Annotated in this window: 17 protein-coding genes; 12 read left to right on the top strand and 5 right to left on the bottom strand. The window is 55.6% G+C overall.

The window, feature by feature from the left end; translation table 11 throughout:
• Positions 1-356 precede the first annotated feature (356 nt).
• The 9 genes from FF011L_RS23535 (at position 357) to FF011L_RS23495 (ending at position 10138) form a co-directional block, all read left to right on the top strand.
• On the top strand, positions 357-590 hold the full coding sequence (locus tag FF011L_RS23535) for a hypothetical protein (protein ID WP_145354392.1): 234 nt from the start codon (positions 357-359) through the stop codon (positions 588-590).
• Between the two features lie 254 nt (positions 591-844).
• Positions 845-1426, top strand: coding sequence for an RNA polymerase sigma factor (locus FF011L_RS23530; RefSeq protein ID WP_145354391.1), 582 nt, complete (start codon positions 845-847; stop codon positions 1424-1426).
• A gap of 166 nt (positions 1427-1592) precedes the next feature.
• Positions 1593-1997, top strand: a complete 405-nt coding sequence (locus FF011L_RS23525) for a hypothetical protein (protein WP_145354390.1) — start codon at positions 1593-1595, stop codon at positions 1995-1997.
• Between the two features lie 184 nt (positions 1998-2181).
• Positions 2182-3369, top strand: a complete 1188-nt coding sequence (locus tag FF011L_RS26580) for a hypothetical protein (protein WP_218932842.1) — start codon at positions 2182-2184, stop codon at positions 3367-3369.
• 3 nt (positions 3370-3372) lie between these two features.
• Positions 3373-4314 carry a mechanosensitive ion channel family protein gene (locus tag FF011L_RS23515; protein ID WP_145354389.1) on the top strand — a complete coding sequence of 314 codons (942 nt, stop codon included), beginning with the start codon at positions 3373-3375 and terminating at the stop codon, positions 4312-4314.
• Positions 4315-4503: 189 nt separating this feature from the next.
• Entirely contained in the window at positions 4504-7197 is a 2694-nt protein-coding gene (locus FF011L_RS23510; protein ID WP_145354388.1) for a PSD1 and planctomycete cytochrome C domain-containing protein, read from the top strand.
• Positions 7197-8663 (top strand): DUF1501 domain-containing protein, encoded by a 1467-nt coding sequence (locus tag FF011L_RS23505; protein WP_145354387.1) that lies wholly within the window; start codon positions 7197-7199, stop codon positions 8661-8663. Before FF011L_RS23510 ends, FF011L_RS23505 begins: the two co-directional genes overlap by 1 nt.
• A gap of 172 nt (positions 8664-8835) precedes the next feature.
• A complete protein-coding gene (locus FF011L_RS23500) occupies positions 8836-9384 on the top strand; it encodes an REP-associated tyrosine transposase (RefSeq protein WP_145354386.1) in 549 nt (182 codons plus the stop codon).
• A 205-nt stretch (positions 9385-9589) separates the two neighbouring features.
• On the top strand, positions 9590-10138 hold the full coding sequence (locus tag FF011L_RS23495) for an REP-associated tyrosine transposase (protein ID WP_145354385.1): 549 nt from the start codon (positions 9590-9592) through the stop codon (positions 10136-10138).
• 174 nt (positions 10139-10312) lie between these two features.
• On the opposite strand, the gene FF011L_RS23490 is transcribed toward FF011L_RS23495, so the two are convergent.
• Complete coding sequence (locus FF011L_RS23490) at positions 10313-11140, bottom strand: hypothetical protein (protein ID WP_145354384.1); 828 nt, start codon at positions 11138-11140, stop codon at positions 10313-10315.
• A 269-nt stretch (positions 11141-11409) separates the two neighbouring features.
• On the opposite strand from FF011L_RS23490, the gene proS reads away from it, so the two are divergent.
• On the top strand, positions 11410-12924 hold the full coding sequence (gene proS / locus FF011L_RS23485; RefSeq protein WP_145354383.1) for a proline--tRNA ligase: 1515 nt from the start codon (positions 11410-11412) through the stop codon (positions 12922-12924).
• A 103-nt stretch (positions 12925-13027) separates the two neighbouring features.
• Here proS and FF011L_RS23480 read toward each other — a convergent pair whose 3' ends face one another.
• The 3 genes from FF011L_RS23480 to holA form a co-directional block, all read right to left on the bottom strand.
• On the bottom strand, positions 13028-14059 hold the full coding sequence (locus FF011L_RS23480; RefSeq protein ID WP_145354382.1) for a DUF4272 domain-containing protein: 1032 nt from the start codon (positions 14057-14059) through the stop codon (positions 13028-13030).
• 33 nt (positions 14060-14092) lie between these two features.
• Positions 14093-17296, bottom strand: a complete 3204-nt coding sequence (locus FF011L_RS23475) for a DUF7133 domain-containing protein (RefSeq protein WP_145354381.1) — start codon at positions 17294-17296, stop codon at positions 14093-14095.
• A gap of 171 nt (positions 17297-17467) precedes the next feature.
• The gene (gene holA / locus FF011L_RS23470; protein WP_145354380.1) at positions 17468-18553 is read right to left on the bottom strand and encodes a DNA polymerase III subunit delta; all 1086 of its coding nucleotides are present in this window, start codon (positions 18551-18553) and stop codon (positions 17468-17470) included.
• Positions 18554-19080: 527 nt separating this feature from the next.
• Between holA and FF011L_RS23465 the strand changes: the two genes are divergently transcribed.
• Positions 19081-20028: a DUF1559 domain-containing protein gene (locus FF011L_RS23465; RefSeq protein WP_145354379.1), complete on the top strand. Its 948-nt coding sequence runs from the start codon at positions 19081-19083 to the stop codon at positions 20026-20028.
• 161 nt (positions 20029-20189) lie between these two features.
• Entirely contained in the window at positions 20190-20603 is a 414-nt protein-coding gene (locus FF011L_RS23460; RefSeq protein WP_145354378.1) for a hypothetical protein, read from the top strand.
• Between the two features lie 454 nt (positions 20604-21057).
• On the opposite strand, the gene FF011L_RS23455 is transcribed toward FF011L_RS23460, so the two are convergent.
• Complete coding sequence (locus FF011L_RS23455) at positions 21058-23463, bottom strand: hypothetical protein (protein ID WP_145354377.1); 2406 nt, start codon at positions 23461-23463, stop codon at positions 21058-21060.
• Positions 23464-23659: the final 196 nt, after the last annotated feature.

Below are 23659 nucleotides of genomic sequence, written 5' to 3'. Positions count from 1 at the left end.
TGGAGTGGGCGGCCGGTTCAGGCTGTTTCGCTGACGAATCGCCGTGGCTAGCCTGACTGCCAGACGCCCGGATCTTGCACGTTTTGCGGCTTCATACGCTCTATGCGTTCAGATGTCCTGTCGCTCTTTTTCCCGAAATTTCACTTTTTTTGTTTTTTCCGCGAACCCGTTTGTGCCGTTTTCGTCTATAGAGTCACCTGCTGGCATTTTAACCATTGTCGGAATCTTCCGTTTTTTGCAGTTTTGCATTCGGGAAGGCTGCGGTTAGAATCCAGTAGAGCAGGCGGCCGTCGGTCGCCTGGAATAACTTCTTTCATCGCTCTGTCCGTGCATCTGAAGCGCGGGGAGGAACCGAAATGCGTATTCAACGATTTATCGCTGCCGCTATCCGTTTTGTCGTCGCTCAAGTTGAGTGCACGAAATCGGCTGTCGCTCGTGATATCGCCAATGCGTTTCACCTCCAGCATCGACAGACATATATGGGGATGCTGCCAACAGGCAGCGATCCGATGCCCTGTCGCTTAGAACGCGGCAGGTCATGGCTAGGCAAACGCAGCGACAGATTATCGCTAGCAATGGTAAGTGCCTAACTCGGTTCCAGAAAAGTTCGGTTTCGAACTTTGTAGGAACGACTCCCCTTGTTTTTCAGTTCTCGTGATTTCGTGGACTTCGTTGCGCTTCATCCTGAATGAGCTATGGCTCGGGGGAGAAGGCAGCCGTTCAAACGATCAATGCGGTCGCTGAAAAGATCTCCTGGCAATATTCCGGTGCTTTCGTATGTCCATGCGGGTCGAATCGACCGCTGGCACGTCAAGCGCGCGGGGTGCGATGAAGGAATTTGAAAATGACAGTGACTATGACTTTGACGGAAGAACTGCAGGCGATGACGGTTGTTGAATTGGTCCGCTCGGCCCAAGAGGGTGACCGGTTGGCGTTTGGTGAGCTGTTTCAGCGATACCGGCCAGGAATCGTAGCCCTTGCGCTACGACGGGTGCGGAACGCGGACGAAGCGGAAGAATTGGCTCAGGATGTCTTTATCCAAGCGATGGAGAAAATCGGTCAACTCCGTGTTCCCGAAGCGTTTGGTGGTTGGTTGCGGCGGATTGTTCACCGGATGGCGATCAATCGGCTGACCCGACGACCTCCTACGCACGCTTGCGATCCAGAGACTTTGGAAGCGACTTGCTTCGCGATCGGAACGCCCGATGATGTCGCGCTGCATCGTGAAGAAGCGGCGGGAGTGCGTGCGGCCGTCGATCAGTTGGGAATCATGGACCGGCAGACGCTGCAGGCGTTTTACATGAATGGTCAGTCGTTGATTGAAATGAGCGAAGCCTTCGATGCTCCGGTCGGTACGATCAAGCGACGTTTGCACGTTGCCCGTAAACGACTGGCCAAACACATGGATGTTGCTCAAGCCGTTTAGCCAACTCCTATTCGGCTGTACCGCAATTGCCCAACGTCGGGCTCTTTCAACTTAACGGCTGAAAGGGCCTGGCGTCTGGGTATTTTGAGGTGTCAAAGGGAGCGAAAACCGTCCGTTTATAAACTGGTCTGCGATCCGATTGGCGTTCGGACGGTACAATGGGCGGATGTCTTCTTCGGTCACCAAAATCGTTCGCTGGCTTGCCCGGTTATGGGCTGCGCCTTACACGTTGGGCGGGCTGCTGCTGGGGATTCTGTTGCGGGGAGAGATGAAGATCGTCGATGGCGTGATCGAAATCCATGGCCCCCGAGTCGCGGCGTTTCTAATGCGTTTGCCTCCTCGCGCCGCGGCGGTAACGCTGGGGCATACGGTTTTGGCGCAGACCCCCGTCTTGTTGGAATTGACCAGGGCTCATGAACGCGTTCATGTGCGGCAGTTCGAGCGTTGGGGGCCCTTCATGGGACCCGCATATCTTTTGGCGTCGCTGTACGTTGCCTGTCGTGGGCGGGATTACTACCGCAACAACCCCTTCGAGATCGAAGCGTTCGCGGTCGATCAGATCAACGATTGAGACTTCAACGCGGATTCTCCGTCGCCGTCCACCGTTTGGGCGTTCGGAGAGCTTTTTCAGATCATTAGGAGGGCGAACTTGTTGATTTATCGCGGTTTGAGGCCTCTTTTTCAGGTCGTAGGTATTCCCGGAGACCAATACTATTAGGCGAACGTTGCCGTCCATCGAGTGAAAGGTCTTGGGTGTGGATTCCAAACAAGCCGACGAATTGATACAGCCGCTAATTCCGCTAGCCGATTTTCGGCCTCCGCCAATGCCGACAGATGACACGGTGAGGCATTGGTGGTCGATGGGGAAGCAGTTGTTCGATGATGATGGCCGCAGCCCCGTGATTGACTCTGCAGCGTTGGAATATGCAAAAGCCGAACGGATGGGATCCGTGTCAGGGCAGCAGAACTGCATGCCGTACTGGCAAGACCTAAGCGAATGGTATCGAACCTATGATTTTCAAAACGGCGAATCGACGACCACGCGATTGATCGTGTTGCCGCCGAGTGAGAATCGATCGGTTTTGCAGGGTTGGGCGGAAGCCGAAGGGCATGCCGTTTTGCACCCCCCGGACCGCGAACGTCTATTGCTTGACCGACAAGATCCCTTTCCGCTGGAAATAGAAGGGGAGGGGTTGTTGGTGATTCCTGCTTTAGAGGAGTGGTTCCTGCGTCACGAGAATGGAATCGACTGTTTAGTGCGATTGCTCGATCGAGTGGAGCAAGTTGCCCGGCCGGTCCTGATTGGCTGCAACGCCTGGGGCTGGCGTTTTTTGTGCAAAGCGATGCGGGCTGATTCCATCTTGCGGAATCCTCTTGCCCTGCAAGCCTTCGCAGCCGATCGTTTGCTGCAGTGGTTCCTTGATCTGGTCAAGCAGACCGAGAGCAGCGATGATCTTTTTAGGTCCGTTCAAACCGGGGAAACATTGCTGTCGCTGGAAGAACGGTCGGGCTGCGGAGACTACTTTCGGCGGTTGTCAGCAAGCAGTTTGGGAATCCCATGGGTCGCGTGGAGCCAATGGCGGCGTTGCCTCCGGCGTCAGAAAAGTACGGAAACGGATGAACGTCAAGAAGATCGTCCGGAACTCCCTGAGGGTTCCGATCGCAATACGCTATGGGTGGCCGATCCGGAAGAGTTCGCACTGCCGGGACGTTATCAGCGCGATGCCGCTTTGATCTTGCACGCGTTATTGATCCATGGTGCATTGAGCAAGGAGACGCTCCGGATGGTGCTTCCTGCTGGTCATGAAATGGAGGTTTTGTCGGTTTTGGATGCCCTGGGAATCGTGCGGCGCCGGAACGGTTATCTGTGCTGTAGCGATGCCGCCTACCCGACCGTGCGGAGGATTTTGATCAGCCGCGGTTTTCCGAAAGGGGATTTGTAAACGATGATTTTTTATGCATTCAACGGGATCGCCAACGCTGCCGGATCTGCAGAAATGACCGCTGGCAATATGTCCAAAGCGGGCAAGTCTGCAGGAGACGCACTGCGTGAAGGGCAAGCAAAGTTCTCTCGCTTTTTTAACGACATCCAAGATATCCCCTTCGTCGAAATCGTACTGATCGTTGTCGGAACCTGGGCAGCGATTGTGTTTATTCAGCGGGCTGTCCCGTTTGTCGCGGAACGAGGCCCTAGTCAGCTGCGGATGTACCTGTTGGGGGCGGTGCCAATCACTCGATTGATCCTGTTGGTCAGTGCGACGATTGCGATTGTCCCGCTAGTCTTTGACGTTAGTGTGCAGAACTTTTTTGTCGTCGCCGGGGCAACCAGTGTTGCCATCGGTTTCGCATTTAAAGATTACGCCAGCAGTTTGATCGCGGGGGTCGTCGCGGTTTTTGAACGACCCTATCGACCTGGTGACTGGGTTGAAATTGAAGGCGACTACGGCGAAATCGTTACGGTAGGGATGCGGGCACTGAGGATTCGAACGCCATCGGATGACATTGTCACCATCCCCAACGATAATTTCTGGACCAGTAATATTAAAAATTCCAACGATGGTGCACAAACTTTAATGTGCGTTGCGGATTTCTATGTGCGGCCGGATCACGATGCGGTTCAAGTCCGGCAGGGCCTGCGGATGGTTGCCATGACCAGTTGCTATCTGGAATTCGACAAACCGGTTGCGGTCATGCTTGAAGAGGAGCCATGGGGAACGCACTACAAAATCAAGGCTTATCCCTTCGATATGCGCGATCAGTTTCGCTTTATCAGTGATTTAACGGTTCGCGGCAAACAGGCGATTTTGCACGCCGGAGCGATGCCCGTTTCCGGATTGCCGGTACCGGTCGGGAGTGATTTGCCCCGCACGGACGTATCGGGTTTGTAGTACAATAAGATTTCACGCCATCCAGATACCTCACCAGCATTTAGCGGAGCCTCCCTCAGGTTCTAGGACGCCGCAAAGCCGCGCGGATTGCATCCATTCGTTCGATAAGGCTTCAGCGGATAGGGAAACCATTCGTCGACTGATCCGCAGTCCATCGTAAACCGACCGTATGAGATTTAGGGAACATTGATGCGATTTTGTTGGATACTGATTGCCAGTACGGTTTTCTTAGCCGGAAATTGCGTTTCGGCCGAGAAGGTTGATTTTGTTCGCGACATCCAGCCGCTGCTGGAACAGCACTGCTATCGCTGTCATGGAGCGGAGAAGCAAAAAAGCGGTTTGCGGTTAGACATTAAATCGGAAGCGTTTGGCGGGGGCGACGGTTACGGCCCCAGCCTTGTCCCCGGTGAGAGCGACGATAGCCCGCTGCTCGAACTGATCGCGAGTGAAGACGAAGACACCCGGATGCCACCTTCGGGGCCGGGGTTGAAGAAAGCCGAAATCGACCTGATCCGGTCATGGATCGAACAAGGGGCTGATTGGCCGGACGGAGTCGATTCCGCGACGCTGGAAGATCGCACCGACCATTGGTCTTTTAAGCCGTTGTCCTATGATCCCAACGGATCGATTGACCAGTTCATTCGCATTCAATTAGAGCAGCATGGCTTGCAGGCTTCGGCTCCTGCAAGTCGTGCAAATTGGCTTCGCCGAGTCAGTTTGGATCTCACGGGCTTGCCTCCGACGCCTGAGCAATTGGCTGCGTTTGAAGCGGATGATTCGACGGAAGCTTTCGAGCGAGTTGTCGAGCGTTTGCTTGCTTCGCCTCGATATGGCGAACACTGGGCACAGCATTGGTTGGACGTGGTCCGCTATGCCGATACGCATGGATTTGAAGTCAATACACCTCGTCCTGATGCTTGGCCCTACCGCGATTATGTCATCCAAGCATTTAATGAAGACCTTCCGTACGATCAGTTTGTTCGCCAGCAATTAACCGGGGACCAATCACAGAACGATGCCGCCACCGGTTTTCTGGTAACCGCAGCCGCATTGCTGCCAGGGCAAATTGGTAAAGACGATATTTCAAAACGGTTGGCTAGGCAGGACGAACTTGCCGAAATCATCATCAACACAGGGGAAGCGTTTCTCGGTTTGAGCGTCGGCTGTGCTCGCTGTCATGATCATAAATTTGACGCGATCTCGCAGCGCGATTATTACACGATGCAGGCTTTCTTTAGCGGCGTCAAATACGGAAGCAGGCCGATTCAGACCGATCAGAATCTTCAGATTCAAAAAGAAAGAGAAGCTTTGGTGCCGCAGTTGGCCAAGGCCAAGCAGGCGTTGAAAGCCTTTCATGAACAGAGTGGACTACCGGAAACCGATCCCGTTCGCAATGAATTGGTTGTTGAATCCGATCCGGTCCGGTTTGTCCGCTTCACGATCCACGACGCAAACCTACATCCTTCGCTTGGGCTGATCGAACCGTGTCTCGATGAGTTCGAAATTTACGGCAGTGAGGATTCCGAGAAGAATGTCGCCCTGTCGTCGAACGGAGCGATTGCGACGGCTTCGGGAAGTCGTGAATCCGGATCGCACAAATTGGTTCATTTGAATGACGGAGTGTATGGGAACAGCCACAGTTGGATGTCCGATACCAAAGGTCGCGGTTGGGTTCAGATTGAACTGCCTAAAGCGATGAGTGTTGAACGTGTTGTCTGGAGCCGCGACCGCGAGGGAAAGTTGAAGGACCGGTTGCCGACGGTTTACACGCTGGAGGTTGGCGGCGAGAGCGATTCGATGGAAGTGGTGGCCGGTTGGACGGAAGCACAGATCCAGAAATCGAAGGCGCTGCGTGAAGATCAGCAAGTCTTGGAAGCGAAAATCGCAAATCTGAACAAGGTCCCCAAAGTCTTCGCCGGAATCTTTGGAACTCCCGAGCCAACCTATCGGCTTTCACGGGGCGATCCTGAGCAGCCCGCCGAGGAAGTCCCTCCTGCGGTGCTGGCTGCCTTGGGAGATGTGTCGTTGCCAATGGACGCTCCGGATCAACTTCGTCGTCAGAAATTGGCCGACTGGATCGCTAGTCCCGACAATCCACTGACCGCCCGAGTCATGGGGAACCGAATTTGGCAGTGGCACTTCGGCAATGGATTGGTTTCGACGCCAAGTGATTTCGGTCGCAGTGGTGCCGCCCCCACGCATCCAGAACTGCTCGACTGGTTGGCGGGGGAATTTATTCGGTCGGGATGGTCGGTTAAGCACATGCACCGATTGATGGTCCTTTCGCAAACCTATCGTCAGTCCAGCCAAATTTCGATCGATTCGCAGCGTATCGATGCCGAGACGCGTTGGTGGTGGCGTTTTCCCACCCGTCGTATGGAAGCCGAAGCGATTCGTGATTCAATGTTGGCGATCAGTGGCCGCTTGAATTTGGAAACGGGAGGTCCCGGTTTTGATCTGTTCAAATCGCGTGGAGGCCTGAGTGGGTTTCCTCCGATCGAATCGTTCCAAGGAGACGGGCTCCGGCGAATGATTTATGCCCACAAAATTCGGATGGAGCGGGAGGCTGTGTTTGGAGCCTTCGATTGCCCCGACGCAGGGCAAAGTGCCGCCAAACGGCCTCAGTCTACGACGCCCATTCAAGCCCTCAATCTGTTTAACAGTCGGTTCACGATGGACGAAGCGAACGCGTTCGCCAGTCGGATTGAAACGGAAGTTGGTGACGATCCGGAAACGCAGATCGCACGAGCCTTTGAATTAGCTTTGGGTAGAAATCCGAGTGAAGAAGAAATCGCAATTGCATTGCCCGTCGTCGAATCCCATTCCTTGTCAACTCTTTGCCGGACCTTGTTCAACACGAACGAGTTTTTGTTTATCCCGTAATGAATCCATTTTCTTATAATCGTCGCCGCTTTCTAAACGATTCCACTACAGGGATCGGATCGATCGCATTAGCCAGCTTGTTGCAAAAACAGGGGCGAGCGGGCGATCAACCAATCATTGATCCGTCCCAGCCCTATGCGCCGCGACCGTCGCATTACCCGGCGGCGGCCAAAAATGTCATTGTGGTGTTTTGTGCAGGTGCGGTCAGCCAACTGGAAACGTGGGATTACAAACCCGAATTAATCAAGCAGGATGGCAAGCCTTTGAAGGGGGGGCCCGCGGTCACGTTCCAGGGACCCGCGGGGGAACTGGCGAGGCCGCAGTACGCTTTTCGGCCTCGTGGGGAAACCGGGAAAATGGTTTCCGACATGCTGCCGCATCTGGCTGAATTGACAGATGAGTTTGCGTTTGTGCATTCGCTGACAAGCAAATCGAATACGCATGGGCCGGCGGAGAATTTCCTTTCGACCGGTTTTGTCGAAGATGGCTTTCCTAGCAATGGCAGCTGGATCACCTACGCCTTGGGGAGCGAGAATCAAAATCTGCCCGCATTTGTCGCGATTCCCGATCCCCGTGGAGTCCCTCAGGCGAGTGTCAATAATTGGGGTTCAGGATTTCTGCCCGCCGAGTTCCAAGGGACGCCATTTAGTTCCAAGAATCCGATTCGGCACTTGTCGACACCCGCTGGGATCTCGCGGGAGAGCAATCTCGCTTCGCGGCAATTGCTTAAACAACTGAATCAACGCCACCTAGAACAGAATCCAACCGAAGGGATGCTGGCGGCAAGGATCGCAAGTTATGAACTGGCCGCCCGGATGCAATTAAGTGTCCCGGAGATCAGTGATCTAAGTACCGAAACCGCGGCGACTTTACGGGCATACGGAGCGGACGACACGTCCAATCCGACCAAGGCTGCCTTTGCGAAAAATTGTATTCTTGCCCGGCGGCTGATCGAGCAAGGGGTGCGTTTTGTGCAGCTGTTTAATGGTGCTTATGCAAGCGGCGGCGAATTGAACTGGGATGGGCATAGCAAACTGAAAGAGCAGTACGACAGGCACTCAGCCATTCTCGACCAACCGGTCGCCGCAATGATTCGCGACATGAAATCTCGTGGGATGCTGGAGGATACGTTGATCGTCTGGTGTACCGAATTCGGACGAATGCCAATGTTCCAAAAGGGTGCCCAGGGACGCGACCACAATCCGGATGGATTTACCTGTTGGATGACGGGAGCCGGAGTCCAGAGAGGTGTCAGTCACGGCGTGACGGATGAACTGGGGCGTAAAGCGGTCGAGGACATTCATCCGTTGTACGATCTAAACGCAACGATCCTGCATCTGTTGGGGCTGGATCATGAACGCTTAACGTTCGAGCACAACGGAGTGCAGCGGCGTTTAACCAATGTCGAGGGACACGTTATCCATCAGATGTTATCTTCACCGCCACCAAGTTCCCCACACGCCTAATCCCCGCGCCGAATAGTAGAATAGTAGGCCGGATCAAGGAGCGAAGCGACGCAGCTCCGGCTGGGCAGCAGCGATATACGCCGGCACAGAATAAGTAGGCCGGATCAAGGAGCGAAGCGACGCAGCTCCGGCTGGGCAACTACGCGGTTCGTGCAAAGAAGCTGGAGGGGCGATGTCTGATTATCGGCGATACTTTGTGCCCGGGGGGACGTTTTTCTTCACCGTGGTTACGTATGGTCGCCGGCCGATTCTGACTACCGATGATGGTCGTGAGTTCCTTCGTAATTCCCTCACGTCGGTAAGGAAGCGGCACCCCTTTTTGCTTGTGGCGAACGTATTGTTGCCCGATCATTGGCATCTCATTATGCAATTGCCATCCGGCGATGATCGCTACTCACTGCGAATGAAACAAATTAAGGCGAAGTTTACGGATCAATGGCTTGAAGCTGGGTTGCCCGAGCCGGTGGTGACCGAATCACAAGGAAAGCGTGGCGAACGAGGAATTTGGCAGCCACGATATTGGGAACACACTGTTCGTGATGAAGCAGATCTCGAAAGGTGTGCGGATTACGTTCACTGGAACCCTCGAAAGCACAAACTGGTCGATCGAGTTCGTGATTGGCAGTGGTCGTCGTTCCATCGGTTCGTAAGGTTGGGGCAATACGATATCGATTGGGGCGGAACAGCTCCTGGCGGCGTCGAGGATGATTGGGGGGAATAGATGTAACGGCGAGTCGGGTATAGGTCTGTGAGTGGGATTTGTCGAATCGCTTTTTGGTGGTTTGGGATTGCCGGAGCTGCGTCGCTTCGCTCCTTGATCCGGCCTACTAATCGGTGTCACAAGAAAAGTAGGCCGGATCAAGGAGCGAAGCGACGCAGCTCCGGCTGGGCAACTACGCGGTTCGTGCAAAGAAGCTGGAGGGGCGATGTCTGATTATCGGCGGTACTTTGTGCCCGGGGGGACGTTTTTCTTCACCGTGGTTACGTATGGTCGCCGGCCGATTCTGACTACCGATGATGGTCGTGAGTTCCTTCGTAATTCCCTCACGTCGGTAAGGAAGCGGCACCCCTTTTTGCTTGTGGCGAACGTATTGTTGCCCGATCATTGGCATCTCATTATGCAATTGCCATCCGGCGATGATCGCTACTCGCTGCGAATGAAACAAATTAAGGCGAAGTTTACGGATCAATGGCTTGAAGCTGAGTTGCCCGAGCCGGTGGTGACCGAATCACAAAGAAAGCGTGGCGAACGAGGGATTTGGCAGCCACGATACTGGGAACACACCGTTCGTGATGAAGCAGATCTCGAAAGGTGTGCGGATTACGTTCACTGGAACCCTCGAAAGCACAAACTGGTCGATCGAGTTCGTGATTGGCAGTGGTCGTCGTTCCATCGGTTCGTAAGGTTGGGGCAATACGATATCGATTGGGGCGGAACAGCTCCTGGCGGCGTCGAGGATGATTGGGGGGAATAGATGTAACGGCGAGTCGGATTAGGTCCGTGAGTGGGATTTGTCGAATCGCTTTTTGGTGGTTTGGGATTGCCGGAGCTGCGTCGCTTCGCTCCTTGGTCCGGCCTACTTTTCTGGCGCCGGAGCTGCGTCGCTTCGCTCCTTGATCCGGCCTACTTTTTTCTTGGCTGCGGGATTTTATGCGTCGTATTGCGGTTGGCTGGCGTTGGGCTGGGGTGCGGGGAGGCTTTCCAGTTCGGGTTTCATGTCCTTGCTTTTTTCGATCGCTTCTCGCGTTGGTTGTACCGGAGTGGGGGCGGTTTGGGCGGGAGGTGCGGAACGAGGTCGAGCGACGGTAACGTTGCCCGCTTGCGTTTGGCGAAGGATGATTTCTTCGATCAGGTCGCGAGTCGCCGAAAATCCGGGGGCGTTTGCGACCCAGGCAAAGTCGCGATTGCGTTCGGTGCCCAAATAGTTCCGCAGCAACGCTTCAAGGCTGGCTGTTTTCCCGGCGATCGCTAGATCGGCTATCTGAGCCGGTTGAAGGTACTGGATCCAGCCTTCACCTTCCGGCTCTGCTTGGAGTGCATTTTGCAAAGCCGAAGTTGCGATTTCCAGTTCTAAAAAGAGCTGGTCCTCTGTGAGCGAGTAGGTCTCTTCACCGTCTGCTTGTGGCTGCGGCCGGTAATCCTCTGGCGGTTGCCGCGGCGAAGGTGCGATATCGACGATTGTTTGCCCCCGGACGCTAATGATTGGCGGGCGAACCACGGTGACTCCTGGCGCCACGACAGCGGATCGGCGAAGGCGGCGTGGACCGTACGGGTAACCTGCGGTGTCGACCGCTGTGAACGGAGCTCGCACGCGCGTACCACCAAAGCGGCCTACGTCGACGCTGACAAATGGAGCTCGAATGCCGACTCCACCGGCGGGCCCAATCTGCACGATTTGGGCCGAGGCGGTCGATTGGCAGCTGAACGCCGCCGCGATCAGGGCCGGAATAAGCAAAGTCGGTGCAAAACGGGGCATTGTGAGGCCTTGAAACGCTTGGAGATGGGAGGTTTACAGTAGCGAAAAAGCAAGGAAATCGTTGAGGTTTCTGGTTGTCGCACGGTTCTTCGCCGAACAGTCCTTGCATCGATTGTAATTCCCTCTATTCTCGCAGGATGAACTGAAAAGGCAAATCCTCGCCCCAGAGGGCGGATCGGCCGGTACAATTCGGCCCCCTGCGACGCTGTGGGCATTTTTTGGCTGTTGTATTCCCCCCCATTTCTTCCCCCTTGCGCTACGATAACGGCATGGCTAAGGCACCTCAAAACGCGATCTCCCCGACTCGGTCTGAAGATTACCCCGAATGGTATCAGCAGGTCATTAAGGCGGCGGACATGGCAGAAGCCTCGCCGGTGCGCGGCTGTATGGTGATCAAACCCTGGGGGTACATGCTCTGGGAAAATATGCAGCGTGCACTCGATGACAAGTTCAAGGAAACCGGCCATCAGAACGCCTATTTCCCGCTTCTCATTCCGATGAGCTTTTTGGAAAAAGAAGCCGAGCACGTCGAAGGGTTCGCCAAGGAATGTGCCGTGGTGACTCACCATCGACTGGAACCCGATCCAAACGGAGGCTTGCGTCCGGCAGGACCGCTGGAAGAGCCTTTGATCATTCGCCCTACCAGCGAAACGATTATTGGAGCCAGCTACGCAAAGTGGGTTCAAAGCTGGCGTGACCTGCCGATCAAAATCAACCAATGGGCCAACGTCCTCCGCTGGGAAATGCGGACTCGCTTGTTCCTGCGGACCGCAGAGTTTCTCTGGCAGGAAGGGCATACCGTCCATGCCACGGCTGAAGAAGCGATCGAAGAGACTCAGATGATGGTAGATGTCTATGCGGAGTTCGCTGAGGGCTGGATGGCGATGCCGGTGATCCGTGGATCAAAAACCGCGGCGGAGCGATTTCCTGGAGCCGTCGACACGCTTTCGATCGAAGCGATGATGCAGGATCGCAAAGCTTTGCAGGCTGGTACGAGTCACTTTTTGGGACAGAACTTCTCGAAGGCTCAGCAGATTCAGTTTCAAGATCACGACGGCGATCTGCAGTACGCCTGGACAACCAGCTGGGGCGTTTCGACTCGCTTGATCGGTGCCCTGATCATGACCCACAGCGACGACGATGGCTTGGTCCTGCCGCCGCGATTGGCACCGACGCAAGTTGTCTTGTTGCCGATCTACCGTGACGAGCAACAACGCGACTACGTTCTAGAATATGTCCATGACCTGAAGAAGGAACTGCAGTCTCAGACGATGGCGGGCGCTCCGATTCGCGTCGATATCGACGATCGCGATATGCGTGGTGGCGAAAAGAAATGGTACCACGTCAAGCGAGGCGTCCCGATTCGCGTCGAAGTCGGACCCAAAGATATCGCTAAACAAGCTGCCTTCGTTTCGCGTCGTGACACAGGGAAATCGGTTCCCCTTGGCCGCGAAGAATTGGTGGAATCGATCGGGGATTTGCTTGCCGATATCCAGCAGGAACTGTTCGATCGCGCTTTAAAGCATCGTGAAGACAATTCATGCAAGATCGATAACGAAGCCGATTTCCGAGCCTATTTCACGCCGAAGAATGAAGATTCACCGGAACCTCACGGTGGATTCGCGTATTGCTACTTCGCGGAGGAAAAGGATCTGGAACCGCTGCTGAAAGAGTTGAAGGTAACGATCCGCTGCATCCCGCAGGTCAATAATGATCAGCCAGGAAAATGTTTCTTGACCGGCAAACCGGCAGCGAAACAAGGGATCTTTGCCAAGGCTTACTAATCGGCTTCGTGCCAGTTTGCCTGGCTTCAAGGTAGCGACGGTAGTGCCGTCGCTACGCTCGCCAGAGCGTGGGCAGGCCGGTATGCGTCACTGAAAGGCGGCACTAAAACGACGGGATGTCGACGTCGTCCCAGTCGGCTTCTTCGAATTGAATCAACCAGTTGAAGGCGTGTTGTCGTTCGCTGATCACCCCGCCATCGATCGCTGCTGGAGCCGGTTGGCTGTTGTTGTTGGCTTCTCGAGCCGCCCACAGTAGTCTTTGGTTGAAGTCGATCGCGTCGAGAATTTCGGTGGTTGGACGTAACCGAGCCGTTTCGATCCAGTCGCCGTGCGGGATCTGTAACATGATCTGAGCGACGGTTGGTACGTCGCAAATCGTGTCGGCAAAGGGAAGTTCCGCATGCATGCCAAGCGCCCATTGCAATGCAAAGAGCGATTCGTAACGCCACGCTGCATTGACCACGCTTTGTTGGCTGGGCGTTGATTCTGCTAAGAACGCGGACTCTTGGGGGCTGAGTGCGACAAAGGCCTCGGGAGCTTTGCTGCGGAGATTTTCGACTGAAATCGGTTGACCGGTGGCAAGCGATTCCGCTCGGACCGCGACGATGAAGATCGCTAAAGCTCGACGCGCCACCTGGGTGGGATCTCTAAATTGAACTTCGCGTTCGCTCGCGATCGGTGGAAGCTCTGCAGGAACGTCGATCAGCCGATTGCGGAGCAGCAGTTCGGTCTGTGACTTGCGTTGTCGGGCATCGGCAGGGAAGGGGAGCTGAGCGGTGGGGTCGGGGTTTCCGGTCGCCGAATCCAGCAATCGCTTGCCGGCAGGGTCTCGATACGAATTGTCGGGGTATCGCAAGATCGCGTTGCTTTCCCAGGCCCATTCCGTCAACGCGGCATCTTCGGCCGAGTCGACGGAAAAGCATGCGTGATGTTCCGTTCGCTCTAGATGGCGAAGGATCGCGTACCGCGTCGCCGTCATCGCCTGCGGATCGTCTTCAGTCAATTCCTGCTGCAGACGGTGAAGTTCTTGCCTCAGCAAAGGGTCCGTGTGGTCTTGGTATTCAGAGGAAAGGCAGTCGAAACTAGCGGTTGGTAACTGACGCAGGGTGCTGTACGCGTGGATCAAAGTTGGCATCAAGGAAGCGTCGCAATGAGTAGGGTTGTGGTCCTATTGGGTCGATTTCAGGAACGTCATCAGATCCGATAATTCCTCAATCGTCAATTGCTCGCCAATTCCTGCAGGCATGATCGAGACTTTTCCCGGTTGGGTTTCTTCGATTTCATCCCGAGGAATGGTCACGGTTTTCTGGGCGTCGATCTGCAGCTTGATTTCCTGAGCCGTCGAATGTTGCACCAATCCGCTGTGAAGCTGGCCGTCGACGGTTAGGACTTGGGTTGTGTGGTAGCTTTGCTCAAGCCGAGCGCTGGGGAACAAGATTGCCGTCAGGATCGCTTCGGCGGTTCGGCTGCCGCCGATTCGCGATAGATCGGGGCCTAGTTCTTTGCCAACATAGCCGATTCGGTGGCAGCTGCTGCAACCGGCTTTGCTGCTCCGAAAGACTTGCAAGCCTTTGATGGCATCGCCCGGTTTTAGTTTTTTCATTTGGTCGCGGACCGCGGTTTCGATGTCGGCAGGTGGTCGCTTCAGTTCGTTGGCGGTCTTGCTGGCTTGTTCACGCAGTTCGGGGGAGGCGGAACGATATAGGTTAACCAGGAAAGTATCGGGAAGGCCTCGAGCCGCTGGCACGCTGGCGATGGTTTCCAGAGTCTTCTGCTTGGCCGCGTCGTTGCCACTGCGGTGAATGGTTTCAATCACAGCGCTCAATTGGCTGGAAGGGATCGAGTGCAGGTGGTCGGTCAGCCTTTCGGTGTTGGACGGCGACAATCGGAGACGTGCGATCACCGCCGCTGCCAGAAGGTTCTGACGTTCATCGTCGCTTAAGAATGCACTCACGACCTGCGATTCCAGATCTTGGGACTGGAGCAGGCTGTTGGGCGGCATCGCCGAAAGGAGGGTAAGTCTGTCCGCTTCTTGGTCGGTGTCATTTGCCAATGATTCAATGGTCTTGGCAAGGGTTGCGGAGGGGCCGCTAGAAACTTTGATTTTGGTCAGGTTGGCGATCAACGCTTGCCGGATTTCAGGGGAGGCTGCGGTCAGCCATTGGGAAAGTGCGGGAACCCATCCGTCGGGCAGAGTGGGAGGAGAGAACGAGGCGATCGAGGTCGCCAAGAAGGTCGCTTGGAAGGGAGAAAGGCTCTCTGATGACAACAGTTTTTCTTGTACCCACGCTTGAAGGCTGGCTTCATATTTCCAGGCTCCCAAGATTTCTTGAAGGGTTTCGGCCAATTGGTTGCGTGTGGGTTCTGCATCCGTTGTCGCTAGGCTGGCAAATAGTTTGTCTAGCGAGTCGGTTGATTGGCTTGCCCATTCGGGATGCTCGGCCAGGAATGAGGCGGCCGTCGAATGCAGGCGTTTGTCGTTGCGAGTAAAAGCGGTAAAGAAAGTGTCGGGGTGCAATGCATTTGCAGCGGCCGTTTGAGCCACCACAAAAAGAGCCGCACGATACTGGGCATCGCTTGTGGCCTGTTGAAGCAGGTTGCCGGCTTCGCTTCGCCGTTCAATTTCCAGCATCGCATGGATCAATGCGTGTTCAAGAAATCGGTCGTTTGCGGATTTGTCTAGCGTGACAAGAAGTTGAGACTGTGCGGCTGAATCGCCAACGTGCCCGAGGGCTTCGGCAAGGGAGCGAATGACGGACGCTTGGTCTTCGATTGGATCGATTTCGCTTTCTGTTTTCAGTTGTTGAAGCAAAGCGGTCGTTGCCGGTTGGTATCGATGCAGGCCGACCGCATGGCATGCGATCTGTTGTAGCGAAGGATCGTCGGCAGCGATCTGTTTGCTTAGGACGTCAAGGGCTTGCGGAGTGCCTAGTTGGCAGAGAGACCAAGCGGCCGACTGACGTTGGGTTAGCGGACTGTTCGAATCATTGAGGATGGTGGCAAAAGCATCGATCGCTTCGCTGGAGGGGTTTTGCGATAGGTTGCGATTCGCTTCACGTCGAACCCAAGGTTGACCGTCAAAGCTAAGCTGCACTAGATCGCCGGCGGATTGCTTGGCCCAGTCGATCGGCGAGCGATCGGCTATTTGTTTCGCAGACTGTGCGGGAGCATCACCCGCTGGTGAGAGACGGTAAATGCCTCCGGTTGCTGTCGTTTGGTCGATTCGTGATGTGGGGCAGCAGAGCCCATACCAGCCGCCGGTGTCGACGATCAGCAAACTGCCATCGCTGTCCTCTAGGACATCCGTCGGATGGAAGTCGACTCGGTCGGCAACCACCAGGTCGATATCTTTGGAACGGTAACTGGCACCCAAAGGCGAGAGCTGATGAGCGGTTACTTTTTGGAGGTTGAATAATGCCGCTACAAGGGTTGGCTGTGGAGTTGCAGAAGTGTCGTTAGGAAACAGCTGGTTGGTTGTTAAGGTTGCGAGTCCGCTGGGGGCAGCAGGTCCAAGCTGCGACAGGATCGGCATCAGCCCTCCGGTTCGTGCATGTCCAGCGAGGACCGCATTTTGTTTCCCGTACAAACCACCAAAGACCGCGTGGGCGATTCCGTCCCGCAGTCCGTCATGAGGATATTCGAGGAAGGTACTTGTGAAGAACGAGTCCCCGTTGGGTAGAAAAGCGACTTCGACCACATTGTCCATACCGCCGGTGAAAATCGCTTCGACAGGTCCACCCGACAGCTTTCTGCGATAGATATGGGAAGCCGATGACGTGAAGGTCCGCCCATCGAGTAGTTCATGTTCTTGTTCAGCAAACGCGGCCTTGCACCAATAAACCCAGCCATCGGGACCAAGGAATGGGCCATGCAAATCGTTTGCGCATCCGGTGAGTGTTTTGCCGTCAAACCAGATGCTGCGTTCTTCGCAAACGCCATCGCCATCTTTGTCCGATAGTCGCCAGATTTGCGGTGGGGCCGCGACCAGGATGTCGTCGCCCAGGCATAACACACCTTCGGGAAACGGCATGTTGTCCGCGACGATTTGACGAGTATCGAATTGGCCGTCGCCGTCCACGTCTTTTAAGCGGATGATCTTGTGCAAGCCAAGTGCGTTATGCTCCGCGATCGGTTTACTGACTCCTCCTGATTCGGCGATGACAAGGTTTCCCTCGCGGTCCCAGTCGATCACGATTGGCCAGGTGGTTAGATCGTCCGTCGAAACCTTTTCGATTTTTAAACCCGGAGCGACCGTGAACTGAATGTCGCCAATTTGGGTTGTTGCCGCCTGTGGAGAATCCGCAAAAAGTTTGGCAGGAAGTAGCAGGCAGGTCAGCAGGCTTAGTAGGTAGCCAATTGCATGAGTCGGCATTGGTGAGGACCTAGGTTGGGCAGATGCAGGATGGAGGCTCCAAGTATAACGAAAACGAAACCAAGCCGTCGCCGCATGGTGCCACGCGTTTGGCGAACGTATCTGTGGTCGCCAGACGGCGGTTCGCACGGGTTGGTATCCTTCCCGCGATTGCCGTCGTCAGGCCATGTATTAGTTTGCTTCGCGAGCAAATTTTAAGAACAGTTCTTCCAGGACCCAGCGGTCTCGTCCTTCGACGCTGTGGCTTCCCTTCAGCCGGAGGTCGGCTTCCAGCAGCCAGGGAAGGATTTGTCGCCCTCGATGCCGTCCTATTTGCTTTAATTGTCGTTCGGCCTGTTGCATGTCTTGCGGCGAGCCTCGGAAGCCGGATGTTTTAAAGGCCTCGGTCAGGCTGATTTTTCGGCCCTGCTGTTCGGCCGCATCGACGGCGGCGGTCGCCATTCCCAGACGTCGCAGCGACCAGGCAAGTTGTGGAAGCAAGGCGATCGGTCGTTGTCCGCTGGTCAGTAAACGATCGACATGCTGGAGCGCTTCTGCGGTGTTTCCGGATGCGGCGGCTTCGATGATGTCCCACATCGTTTTGCCCTTCCAGCCTGCGACAATGTCGATGACCAGGGCTTCGTTAATTTTACCGTTGACCGGTAGGTGGACGGCCAGTTTGGCAATTTCGGTATCAAGCAGGCCGACATCATCCCCGATCAGTTCGATCAAGCGGTCGGTCGCGCTTTGGTTGATTTGACAGCGATGTCGAGGTGCCACGAATTCCATCAAGAACGTGCGCAAGCGTTGTACGTCCGGCCGCGTCGAACGCCCCGCTTTGATGACGGGAGGTTTGCACTCGATGATCCATCCCTTCTTTGAGGCCGCTTTGTACAGCCGAGTATTGGAAGCGAGCGTATCCAGTTCCATTACCAAGCGGCCGGCCGAGCTTGGTTCGGCGGCATAGGTCTCCAGTTCCGCTCGGTAGCGTTTCACAAAAGCGTCTCCGCCACGAATCACGACGGAGCGACGTTCGCCGAATGCGAAGAGTGACGCGGTCGAAAGATCGTCTCGCAAATCGGGCCACATCGCCGATTCACCTTCGGCCTCGGTGATGTCTGCATCGCCGGTAAGCAGCGGGCGGCACCAAGTGCGGAGAGTCGAATCGCTTCCAACAAGAAGGATCACTTCCGGCAACGTTTCCGTCACTTCGTCAGGAAGCGTTCCGGTGTCCGCGTTGACTTTCGCAAGGAGATCAAAAGCGTGAAGGGTCGCCATTGTGGACACGTCAGTTTAAAGAGGATGAATCTCTATAGAGTATGGCCATTCTTGTCGCGGCTGCCCAGTCATCGGGAATTCGATGAAGGCTCCAAAGAAGCCATGGTTCTTTCCCCGTTCGGTCCCCGCCAGACACGAAGGGAAGCCGCATCTTTAGCGGGTGGGCCGGTCGCGATCTTCATCATCGCGGTGTCCCGTCGCCGATCTGAATGGGGGTTGAATCAATCCCCACCCGCGTAAAGCCCTCTGTCGCGGATATCACGTTTTTGAGGATGTTGCGGATGATGACAATATATCTCAATAAAAAAACGCTGGATCTCATGGCTGGTTATGGAATGACAATTACAATGAATGGGCCTGAGCGTCACGGTGTGAGGGCTCTAATGGTGCGTTCTGCGCTGTTTTAGCGGGTGGGTGCCGATTGGTCCTGTTCGCTTCTTTTGGTGGCTTAGGCTCTCACCTTTGTTGAGGGAGAGTATCAGGCTGAGAATTTTTGTCTTTGTTATTTTTTGGGAGTTTAATTGAATATGCGTTCTCATTTGAATCGGGATCGAGCGGCGTTCACGCTGGTCGAATTACTCGTTGTGATTGCGATCATCGGGGTTCTGGTCGGGCTGCTTTTGCCCGCCGTACAAGCGGCTCGTGAAGCGGCTCGGCGGATGTCCTGTGGCAACAATCTGAAGCAGATTGCTTTGGCGATGCACAATTACCACGACACCAACCTAGCCCTTCCTTCGGTTGGTTTCGATTATTACGGTGTGAACCTGGACACTCACTCCTGGGTAGCTCGGGTTTTGCCGTTTGTCGAGCAGCAGGCGCTATACGATACGATCGACTTCAATGTGCGCGTTAATGGCGGGAATTCGCCTCTCTATCGTTCGACGCAGCTGGATATGATGTCGTGCCCCTCGGAGAATATGGTATTGGGGGAATCGAATGCCTCGCCGACTTGGAATCATCAGCGTGGTAGTTACGCGGTGAATATGGGGAATACCAATTACGGTCAAGAAAACCCCAATAACTGGGATGGAGTCTGGACCTACAACTTTGGTGGAGCTCCATTTAAGGTAAACGCAGCCCATAACTTTTCGATCATTACGGATGGTTTGAGCAATACTTTGCTGCTCAGCGAGGTCCCTATCAACCAGAATGCAACCGGTTGGCAAGGGATGTATGCCGCGACGATTTACACTTCTGGTGCTGGGTTTACGACCTACCTGTCGCCCAATACGTCGGCCTCGGTTGACGGGGGACGGCGATGTTGGGATCCGGCTGATTTCAGCCCGCGGCGAATCCCTTGCCACAACGGTGGAGACAACTGGCGCTCGGCGACCTTTGCTTCGATGAGTCTCCATCCTGGTGGTGTGCAGTCGGCTTTGGCTGATGGTTCGGTCCGTTTCGTTTCCGAAACGATCAACCTGCAGACTTGGCGTGATGCTTCGACCGCACAGGGTGGCGAAGTCAGTTCGCTCTAATTATCGGTTGCTTGATTTTCTTCGGGGACGGTTCATCAAAGAAGATGTGGTACGGCGGAATAGCACGCGCTTTCTGCCGCCGAGAACCATCGGGTTTTCGCCACCTCCTTTGTGCGATGAGCGGTCCCCTTGTTTTGGTATTTACCTGAATGGATGTTGTGATGTTGCTGCCTCGTATTTCCTTGCTTTTGCTGTCGATCTGCGTTTTTGTGCTTTCCGGATGCACGCCTGATAATGGAATGCTTGACATTTCGGGGAAGGTCACGATGGATGGAGAACCGGTCAACTCTGGCACGATCAGTTTCATGCCGGTCAGCGGCCAAGGGACGACCAGTGGCGGCGAAATCATCGACGGTGAGTACACCGCAGAGGTTTCGCCAGGCGAGTTGGCCGTCCAGGTGACGTCCCCTCAAGAAGTGCGGAAAGAAAATCCAACCGCCGAAGAGGTAGAGCGTGGCTTAGATATTGATCGAAAGGAAACCATCCCGGGCAAATACAACCGAGCTTCGGTGCTGCGGATCACAGTGGCTGCGGACGCCTTGGAACACGACATCACGATGACGTCGAAGGACTAGTGATTCTCCGTCACCTCGTTCAAACGCGAGCCCCTGGGGACGCGGGATCTATTGGTAACGAATTATCAACCCAAGATGTTTCCCTCCATGCTGCGATGACATTGACGGGGCTTATTCCAGGAGAGCGAACAGCTCCCGTACTTTCCAGGCCCGGAGGGTCGACACAATCTCTGCCGGGGGTGAAGCCCCCGGAATGGGAAAACGTGCTAACGTAAGGCCCGAAGGGTCGACACAAAGGCAGGGTCGACACAAAGGCAGAGGGGAATGCATCCAAATATCGCAACTTCAAAACTCGCAAGCGAGCAACCGTAAGGACTGGACGCGATCCCTCGCTGACCGGCTTGTTGATTTAGGGATTGTCGCCCTTCGCTTCCGATCGATACCGCAGTCCGTGACGCGGTGGGGCAGAATTTTGGCTGCCGCGGGGTTTTGGAAACCCCGTGAAGAAACCGCTTTAGCGGAAGCGTGCCGCTGGAACTTCCGCTGACTCTTCGTGCACCGGTTGGAATCCGCGAATTCTTGCTCGCGGGGCAAGCCCTTCCACAGCGATCGGCTGGTCGAGCGTATCGTGACCGACGTTTTCGGCTCGGTCGGTCGCTTCGACGCGTAGGTAGATCTTGCTGGGAAGTTCTGGGTCTGCGGGCCAAGCGTAAAAGCCATCGTTTTCCAGCCCGGTTGCGATCGTGGTCCACGGACCCTGAGGGGTTTCGGAAAATTTCAGGGTTACCGGGCGTCGGGCCAGGTTGTTTTGGGAATCTTCGCACTGGTAGGTGATCAGCAGTTTTCCCGTGTCATCTTGTTCGCCATAGCGAGCCCCGGTGATTCGGACCGTAGGCTTGGTGGTGTCGACAAGGACAAAGATGTCCGCGTCTTCTCCTGCCTGTGGGCGTGGGCTGGCCAGCCCGTTTCGCCCGATGACTACGATTCGGAATCCGTAAACCCCGTCTCCACCGGTGATAATGTCAAATGGACTTTGCCCGTCCGGATCGGCGTCCCATCGCGTCCAGGATCTGCCAACATCTTTGGTTGCCCACAGTTCAACGGTCTCGACACCTTGGCGGCCAATCGATTCGACTTCGTAGTCCAAGCTGAACGTACGCGTATCGCTCTGCCGGATCGCCGCACCGGACGCCAACATGTCATCGACGGAGATCGACTGCGTAAACTGCAATGCTGGTCGTTGGCTTTGGACCGTATCGGTCGGTTCGTTGTCCGCGTTTGCGGAAGTGGCTGGGGTGCTGCGGGATGGGGCCGATGTGTAGGTGTCGGCGGTGGCGGGCGGGGTGGGAACCATTTCAGTGTTCGACGCCGAAGTCCGCTGCCCCGAGGCTGTGAGTTGCGTTCGTGAATTCTCACTCGTTTCAACCGCCAGGGGACGCAGTGCGTCTTGGGGCGTCCGCGGAGCTGGCGGTTCTGAGTTCGCTGGCGTTCCGGCGTCCGCTGGCGTCGATTCTGGATTGGTTCGAGTCGACAGCGGGGGATTCAGCCCAAATTCCGGTGGAGCGCTGCTGCGTTCCATCGAAGGATTGTTTGCCGTGGGAATTTGAGCGTCGTGGGAAGTTGGATAGGCGTTGGTCGTTTGTGGATTACTGTTGGCCAACGGTCCTTCCATGCCACGAATGGTATGGGAGGAAGGGGTTTGCGCAACGTACTGCGTTGCCGGTGGTGACCAGCGATTTTCTCTAGCTGGCGGGGTTGGGTTTCCCTGCCCATTTGCTGCGGTCGCTGGCAAGTTGGCAGCGCCGGGGGCGGCCTGCGAAAAGGCTGACGGAGTGGGCCAATTTGGCGTCGCTGGAGCCGCTGCGGCAGGTGCCTGCTGAACCTGTTGGGCTACTGGTTGCCGCGGCGCCGGCGGGTTGTAGACCGGATTGAAGGGTTGCTGCGCCATGTTTGACCGCTGCGGATGTCCGGTCAGCGGTCCGTTGCTTCGCTGGCTTGCCGCTATCGCTTCGATGGCGGCCGGGTTGGCGTATACCGGTGGCTGGTTATCGGGCAACGGTGGCGGCGGCAAGAGTGGCGAACTAGCCAGTTTGGCAGGAATTTCTTGGCGAGCCATTCGCGGTTTTTCGACTTGACGGGTCAAGACCGTTTGATTGCCCGCCCGGTCGCGAACGATCAGGCGAATATAAACATGTCGCCAGTCCGATTCGGGGACCCAAACCAATCGCCCTTCCGAAACGCCTTGCTTCTCTTCGTTCACGGGCTGCGAAGCCGAATCGACGGCCATCCATTGACGGACGGAATCGGTCATGTATTCAACGCGAAGGCTTTTCGCTTCCGGAGCGACGTCGGTGATCCGGTAGTCCACGATGACCTGGCCGTTCCCGTCGGCGTCGGCACGTGCTTCCAAGTTCGGATTTTCGGTATCGACCGTCACCCGCAGTTGAGGCTGGACGGGGCCCGCTGGGTGCGCTGCACCACTGACGTCAATGGTCCGCGTGGCAAACCAGTAATCCCCATCTTCTGGGGCGGTGAAGGGAAAATTCCGGCTGTTGGCTGGTTGCCGTGCGAACAATTCCCATCGCGCCCCAGCGTCCCGCGACAAATATAATTGGACTTCTTGCGGTTGCGTTCCGACCGAAGCGACGGAGAATGGGATATCGAACTGAGGAACGTTTAGGAAAATGCCTCGTGCTTCCGTTTGCTGGGTACCGGAAGTTTGGGGGCGCGTTGGCTGGCCACTGGGCCGGGGCACGTGCGCAGCGAAATTGGTGTTTTGAGCGGCCGCGTTTGCTTCGGGCGTGTAGGGTACTTGTCCCGGTTGCGATTGCCCGTACTGCGATTGTCCATACTGGGCCTGAGCTGCGACGGGAACCGAGCAGATGGTCGCGATCAGTAGGGCTCGTAGGTGTTTTCGCATGATTGGGGCGAACGCCTCCGCGGCGCTGGTTCTCTTGAGGAAGAGTGACGGGAGGATTTTTTGTAGGCGTGTTGCCGGCTACAATCACTCCTGCGACTCCAGCAGGAATCGTCCCAAATGGAGTCGCGGCCATCCATCGGTCTTCATCGGCAGGAACGGTTATCCGGCTTGAGACTTATTGTTTGATAGTTGGGGT

It is taken from the genome of Roseimaritima multifibrata (assembly GCF_007741495.1).
GTDB lineage: Bacteria > Planctomycetota > Planctomycetia > Pirellulales > Pirellulaceae > Roseimaritima > Roseimaritima multifibrata.
This window is presented reverse-complemented; position numbering and strand designations above follow the sequence as displayed.